Genomic DNA, 6,975 nt, shown 5'->3' on the forward strand with positions numbered 1-6,975 from the left:
CACGCCCGACCACATAGAAAATGCAGAACGGCGCTCCCATCAAGGGGCGCCGTTTTTCATGGGATCATAGGCCCGTCGGCAATGACAGGATGAAGCGCGCGCCTTCGCCCGGCGCACCGCCAATGCGGATGTCGCCCCCCATGGCGCGGGCCAGGCGGCGGGAGATATAGAGGCCCAGGCCACTGCCGCCTGAATCGTCGCGGCCCAGCCGCTCGAACTTCTCGAAAATCCGCTCGCGATCCGCGACCGCGACCCCCTGCCCCTGATCGATCACCATGATCCGGGCCTGGCCATGATCACCTTCAGTAACGATCCGCACCTCGCTGCCTTCGGGCGAATAGCGCACCGCATTGCCGATCAGGTTGACCAATATTTGCAGCACCCGGCGAAACTCACCGGTGGCGGGCGTGGCGTCCGCGTCCGGCGCAACTATGCGAATCTGCCGATCAAGCGCCTTGACCGCCAGCAATCCGGCAGCGCGACGGCCCACATCGGCAAGATCGACATCTTCGGCGATCACGCTGAAATCGGGCCGGTCGATCGCCTGCAAATCGGCCAGATCATCGACCAGCGCCATCAGATGCCGCCCGGCCGCAGCGATGTCCGTCGCATAATCGGCATAATCGGGGCGGAGCGGCCCTTCCAGCTGCGCGCTGATCGTATCGGCGTTGGCGATGATCCGCCCCAGAGGCTGGCGTAGCGAGCGGTCCAGCCGCTTGCCAAATTCGCCGGGATAGAGCGCGACCGCCGCTTCCTGCGCCATCGGCACGACCACTATCTGCTCCAGCGGGAATGCCGTGCCGCGATAGCCGGTCAGTTGTCCGGCCAGGTCGAACATGGGAAAGCCAGACAGGCGAAACGACCGCGCCGGATCGCTGACCAACGCTGCCGTCTGGTCGCGAAAGGCGCGCCGCTGCGCAAAGGCGCGCAGCATCGCCATGTCGCCATCATCATCAGGCAGAAGCTGGAAATAGCCGGAAAAACGACTGCCCGGCACCGGCGGATCGGGCGGCAGCGCGCCATGGGTATCGCCACCCTCCAGCACCATCTGGAACCGCAATTGCATGTCGATCTGCCAGCTCCAGCCATCGGCCAGCGCGGCGATATCCGCCTCGCGCCGCGCAATATCGGCCGGCAGCGCGACCCCAGGCCGCTCATGCCAGTCGATGATCGAGAGGGTAACGCCATCGCTATCGGGCCGCGCCCGTACCCACATGTCGATGTCACCATGCTCGGTCGCGGCGATGATCGGCCGCGATACGGTGATACCCAGCCGCGCCGAAAGCCGCGCGATCGCGGCCAGTTGCGGCACGGCCACCGGCGCGCCCAAGTCACCGCCCGCCTCCCGCTGAAGCGTCAGCAGGCGCAGGTCAGCGCTCAGCAACAGGCCGTCGGTGGAGATGGAGGCCCGGATGATCGTGGGATGCGACGGCATGTTCACGCGCCCGTCAACCGGCGCAAATGGTCGAGCCGGGAGCGGAAGGCGGGCGGCGTGCGCAGCGCGCTGACGGCTGCATCGGCCTGCATGTCGGTCAGCCCCTGATAACGCTCCGCCTCCGCCACGATGACGGCGTCGGACAGGGCCGGGCGCACAGGACGCAACGCCAGCAGCAAATGACGATAATCAGCGTCCGATCCACCCAATGCCCGGCATAGCATCGCCACCTGCGCTAGCGGTCCCATCACCAATATATCGGTCGCCTGGACAGTTGCCATGCGCAACCGCCTTGCCGCCAGCGCTGCAAATAGCAAAAAGCGCCGCTGCCCCAGCGCAATCCCCATCAGGTCCGGCGAATCAGCCAACTCACCCATCCGCCGCACCAGCCGGTCGGCCTCGGCCATCGGACTGGCGCTTTCATCATGGTCTGCAAGCAAGGCCCAGCCCGACCGTTCGAACGCCGCCAGCACGGCATCGCCCAGATCAGGCGCGCTCCGCTGGACCACCGCCGCCAGACAGGCCGCCGCCGTCCATACCAATTCGGCAAAATATTCAGCGGGCAGGTCCGGCCGCATCGGTCGATCCTCGCCGCCCGTGGCGATCCAGCGTCCTTCCGCCAGCGCCAGCGCGGACAGCGCATCGCCGACAAGCGGATCATCGCCCAGCGCCAACACGCCGCCATCGCCATCATCCAAGTGCTCGATGTCGGGCTGGCCGAACTGCCGCAGCATCAGGCTAACCCCGGCGCGCATCTGCATATGCGCCAGCAGCGCCGGTCCGATCAGCGTCGGTTGCGCCCGCACGGTCGGCCAGCACAGCGGTTCTGGCGAACGGGAAAGGATGTGCGCGACATCGGGCGCATGATCGAGCGACAGCCGCAGCGCCATCTCGATTCCGTTCAGGCATCCGCCCAGATGCCGCCGCGTTTCCGCGATCAGCGCATCATGGCGCGCCCGTTCCTCGACCGGGAAAAAGAAAGCCAGATCGATGGCATGGCCAACCGGCACGGCGGACATGCCCGCCATGACTTGCGCCATCGGCCAGCTGTCCGCCATGGCCGCACCGGTAAGGGACGAATAGGCGTTCATACCCGGACCATAGCCCGACGTCCTTAAAATGCACTAAACCCTGGCGGCGAAATATGCTCAGTCGCGCGGCCGCAATATGATCGCCCCGGCTGATGCAATCAGCGCCAGCATCGCGACCCTGATGCCTTGCGCCAGCATCCCGACCAGCCCGGCGACGAACAGCAGCAGCAAGACGGTTCCGGGGGTTACGATCATCCATGGCCGGGCATTGCCGGTCCGTCGCCAGCGATCCGCCACCAGCATGATGCCCAGCAGCAGCGCCAGATCGGCGGCCAATGTGCTGCTGCCCGCCAGCACGATGCCGATCAGCGCCAGCAACGGCGTCACGAAAGCCAGCAGGCCCATGGGCGGCGGACGCAGCGCCAGTTCGTCCAGTCGGTCGGCAATTTCCGCCAGCAACAACGCCCCCAGCAACAACGCGAAACCGGTCAACGTCCACAACAGCTGAACCGGGACCAGCGCGATGGCACCCAGCGCGATGGCGGCAATCCGCACCTGCATCGCTGGCACCTGCATCCGCATCAGCGCCGGGCTGATCATCCGTGCGAGGGGCGAGAGAAGATAATGTTCAATGCCCCCGCGCGCCCGCGCCGACGAAGCCCCTGCCGCCGTCACCGCCTGCGCCACCAGATCGGCCTGCTGTTGGGTTTCGATCAGCGCGACGCGCCCTTCGAGCAGATCATCCTGCGACACGGTGACGCGGCGCGCGCCCTTCTGCACCGCCGCGCGCACCAGCGTGAGCGACAAATCCCAGTCGCCGATCATGTCGAGCGTGCCGAACAACAATGTCGGGCTGATCCGCGCCAGTCCGGCCCAGCGCTGCCCGGCGTCGATCCGCTCGAACGGCGTGCTGGCGCGGCTGTCATCCGTGACCAGCAGGGCATTGCCCTCCGCGCTGCCCATCGCCTCGAAATGCGCCTGCGACACGATCGCCCCGTCGGCGACCAGCAAGACGTCGGCATCACGCGGCGCATCCCGAACCATCGACACCATGTCCCGCACCAGCGCGACCGCGATCCCATCGGCGCTCAGCCGATCGACGGCCTGCGACAAAGCGGGCGTAATGACGCTCACCAAAATCATGATGCGATCCGCGCCCGCCTGCGCCGCCTGCCGCGCCTGATATTCCACCAGCGTCTGCCCGGCAAAATACAGACTCGCGCGCTGACCCCCGGTGGACTGGCCCCCGGACGAATCGCCCGAAGCCCGGCTGGCGCTGAGAATAGCCGCGAAACTCATATCGTTATGGTATCGACCCGATTGTTGTGCAGCGGGTCTTGTCGCAAGGCTGAAGGCTTCGCGCAAGCACAGCCGTGCCCGCGCCATGATTCAGGTCTGTTGTAGTCCCGCCAGCGCCGCGCGCAAACGGCGCAGCACGCGCGGATCGCCCGGTGCCGCCTCGGCCGCCTCGTCCGCCAGCGCCATCAGCGCGGTCAGCCCGAAACTTGCCGCCAGCCCTTTCAGCCGCCACGCCGCCAGTTCCCAATTGGCGTCACACCGCGCCCGCCCCAGCAGGTCGATCTGCCGCTCCGCGCTTTCCATGAAGGCGACGCGCAGGTCCGCAATCAGGGCGCTGTCGTCACCGACGGCTGCGGATAAAGCTGCATGGAGGGCGCCAGGATCATAGGACATAGAGACAGACGCTATCTGGCTTGCGTTAAGTTTTGGTAACAGGGCATTTGCGCGGGCGGAAAAGCTGCTAGGATGCACGCCATGACAGGGGGCAGCACAATCGTCGAGTTTTGGCGCGACGAACCAAGCGCGGCCAGCGATGCGTCGCAGGCGGATGACATTTTACTTTTGAAACAGGCGGCTCTCAACATCGGCGAAGATGATTCGGATGATGGCGCGGGCGATGCCTGGGTCAGGCGCGTGCGCGTCGGATTGACCTTGCTTGGCGTCGGTTGGGTCGGCTTTGCCGGCTGGGCTATGGTGGCGTCGGGCGATCTGGTCGGTGGCCCCTTGTTCTGGGCCAATGCCATCGCCACGCTGGTCGTCCCGCTCATCCTGCTTGGTCTGGCTTACTTGCTGCTGATGCGGAACAGCCGTACAGAATCGCGCCGCTATCTCGACACGGCCCGCGCTTTGCGGACGGAGGCCGATCTACTCGAACTGCGCCTTGGCCGGATCGCGACCCAGCTGGAAACCGCCCGTCAGTCGATGCAGGATCAGGCCGAATTGCTCGACAGCTATGGCGCAGCGGCCAGCAGCAATATGGAAGCATCCGCCGAACTTATTGCCAGCCGGTCGCAGGCAACCGCCGACCGCGCCGAATCGGCCGAACGGGCCAGCACAGCGCTCCTCGCCAAGATGGACTCGCTGATCGCGACGATCCCCGAACTGGAGGACCGCACCGGTCGCATGGCCGCGCAGATCATGGACAATGGCCATGCGCTGGCCGAACGGATCGACACGCTCGAAGCGCGGCTTCATGCGCTGGCCGAACTGTCGGACGACGCCCGCGCCCGCACTTTGTCTGCGACCAAGAGCCTGTCGAGCCAGCTTACCCAGCTTCAGGAATCCACCCGCGCCGCCAATGAAGAAGTGACCGGCATGGCGGAGATCGCCGCCGGACGCATCGACGCCACCGCGCAGAGCGCGCGGCAGGCGATGGATCGTACCCGTCAGGATATCGAATTGCAGGCAGCGGCCCTGGCAACGCTGGTCGAAACCGCCGAAACCGGCATCGCCAGCACTAGCGAAAGCGTGCGCACGGCGTTGATCCATGATCTCGACACGGCGCAGGCAGATTTGACCGGTCGTCTCGACAATGCTTTGCGCAGCGTGCGCGCCACTATGGCGACGACCGATGAAGGGCTGTCGCGCCGCGCCGAACATCTCGAAGCACTTGTTGCAGCCGCACAAGCCGGCATCGGCAATGTCAGCGAGACCACGCTGGCTACGTTGACGCGGGACATGGACGCCATCGAAACCGACCTGCGCGAACGGCTCGACGCCGCGCTGGCCCGTGCGCAGGAAGCGCTGGCGCTGACAGATGGCAATCTGTCGTCCCAGTCGGCTGCGCTCGAATCGCTGGTTACCCGTTCGCGCGACAGCCTGGACGCCATTGGCAGCGAGACGGTCACGGGTCTGGCCAACACGATCGGCGACGTCGAAAACCGGCTGCATCAGATTAATGACGTCATGACGGGGCAGCACAGCCTGATGGCCGGTATCCAGGCCGGGCTGGACGAAACGATCACCACAACGCAGACCCGCTTCGCAACGCTCGAAGAAGTGGCCCTTGCGCGCAGCGAACGGCTGACCGAAGCGCTTGCGCGCCTGACCAGTGAAACCCAGCGGATCGACGGCGCACTGGCAAACGGCGGCATGACCGCCGAAAAGCTGATCGGCTGCGCCGAAACCCTGCTCGTCGCGCTCGATTCGAGCGTGCGCGAACTGGACGAGACCTATCCCGCCGCATTGGAGCGTTTCGACGCGCGACTGGAACAGAGCCGCGCACTGCTGGGCAACACGACACCGGAAATAGAGCGGCTGGAGGCTATCTCGCAGGCGCTGGTCGGTCGGGCGGAAGAGGCCGAATCGATGCTGCGCGGTCAGGGCAGTCGCCTGACCGAATGGCTGGAAAGCACGCAGGGCGGGCTGGAGGCCAACCGCAATCTGGTCGAACGGCTGCGCGTCGCGCTCGATGGCGCGCATCAGGACGCTACCCGGATTACCGAGGGCGCCGGGCCATTGCTCGTCACCGCCCTGCTGCGCGTCAAGGACACTGCCGATCAGGCCGCCGAACGTGCGCGCCAGGCGCTGGGCCGCGCCATTCCTGAGGCCGCGCAGGCACTGGCCGAAGCCAGCGAACAGGCAATGCAGACCGCTATCGGTGACAAGGTGACAGCGCAGATCGAACAGGTCGCGCGGGTCGCGGAGGATGCGGTCAAGGCCGCGCATCAGGCGTCCGAGCGCCTGACCCGCCAGTTGCTGACCATCGCCGATACCAGCGCCAGCGTCGAGCAGCGGATCGAGGAAGCCGAGCGCGCGTCGGAAAATCGCGACCGCGACCATTTCGCCCGCCGCTCCGCGCTGCTGATCGAATCGCTCAACAGCACAGCCATCGACGTCGCCAAGATCCTGTCCAACGACGTCACCGATTCAAGCTGGTCGGCCTATCTGAAGGGCGATCGCGGCGTCTTTACCCGCCGTGCGGTCAGGCTGCTGGATGCAGGCGAATCGCGCGAAATTGCGCTCCATTACGACAATGACCCGGAATTTCGCGATCATGTGAACCGCTATATCCATGATTTTGAAGGGATGCTGCGGATCATCCTGTCGGCGCGCGACGGCAACGCCTTGGGCGTCGCCATCCTCTCGTCCGACATGGGCAAGCTCTATGTCGCGTTGGCGCAGGCTATCGAGCGGCTGCGGCAGTAAGCGGATCGCGCTGACTTACTTAGGCCCGTTCGTTTCGAGCGAAGTCGAGAAACCACGCGCAAG

At 65.7% G+C, this 6,975-nt stretch carries 5 protein-coding genes; 1 reads left to right on the forward strand and 4 read right to left on the reverse strand.

What is annotated here, in order from left to right; translation table 11 throughout:
• Positions 1-64: 64 nt before the first annotated feature.
• From ACODSR_RS12010 to ACODSR_RS12025, 4 genes are all read right to left on the reverse strand, one after another.
• Positions 65-1,441, reverse strand: a complete 1,377-nt coding sequence (locus tag ACODSR_RS12010; protein ID WP_489076720.1) for a sensor histidine kinase — start codon at positions 1,439-1,441, stop codon at positions 65-67.
• Positions 1,438-2,526: a DUF2336 domain-containing protein gene (locus tag ACODSR_RS12015; RefSeq protein WP_489076722.1), complete on the reverse strand. Its 1,089-nt coding sequence runs from the start codon at positions 2,524-2,526 to the stop codon at positions 1,438-1,440. Before ACODSR_RS12015 ends, ACODSR_RS12010 begins: the two co-directional genes overlap by 4 nt.
• 57 nt (positions 2,527-2,583) lie before the next feature.
• The gene (locus ACODSR_RS12020) at positions 2,584-3,765 is read right to left on the reverse strand and encodes a hypothetical protein (protein WP_489076724.1); all 1,182 of its coding nucleotides are present in this window, start codon (positions 3,763-3,765) and stop codon (positions 2,584-2,586) included.
• 90 nt (positions 3,766-3,855) lie between these two features.
• Positions 3,856-4,158: a hypothetical protein gene (locus ACODSR_RS12025; RefSeq protein ID WP_017184587.1), complete on the reverse strand. Its 303-nt coding sequence runs from the start codon at positions 4,156-4,158 to the stop codon at positions 3,856-3,858.
• A gap of 81 nt (positions 4,159-4,239) precedes the next feature.
• Here ACODSR_RS12025 and ACODSR_RS12030 point away from each other — a divergent pair, with 81 nt between their 5' ends.
• Positions 4,240-6,912, forward strand: a complete 2,673-nt coding sequence (locus ACODSR_RS12030) for a coiled-coil domain-containing protein (protein ID WP_489076726.1) — start codon at positions 4,240-4,242, stop codon at positions 6,910-6,912.
• Positions 6,913-6,975 lie beyond the last annotated feature (63 nt).

This window comes from Sphingobium sp. FG125, assembly GCF_057809795.1.

Bases quoted from the DNA above. Each gene is read 5' to 3' on its own strand.
- ACODSR_RS12030 (WP_489076726.1), top strand. From the start codon at position 4,240: ATGACAGGGGGCAGCACAATCGTCGAGTTTTGGCGCGACGAACCAAGC.
- ACODSR_RS12015 (WP_489076722.1), bottom strand. From the start codon at position 2,526: ATGAACGCCTATTCGTCCCTTACCGGTGCGGCCATGGCGGACAGCTGG.
- ACODSR_RS12020 (WP_489076724.1), bottom strand. From the start codon at position 3,765: ATGAGTTTCGCGGCTATTCTCAGCGCCAGCCGGGCTTCGGGCGATTCG.
- ACODSR_RS12025 (WP_017184587.1), bottom strand. From the start codon at position 4,158: ATGTCCTATGATCCTGGCGCCCTCCATGCAGCTTTATCCGCAGCCGTC.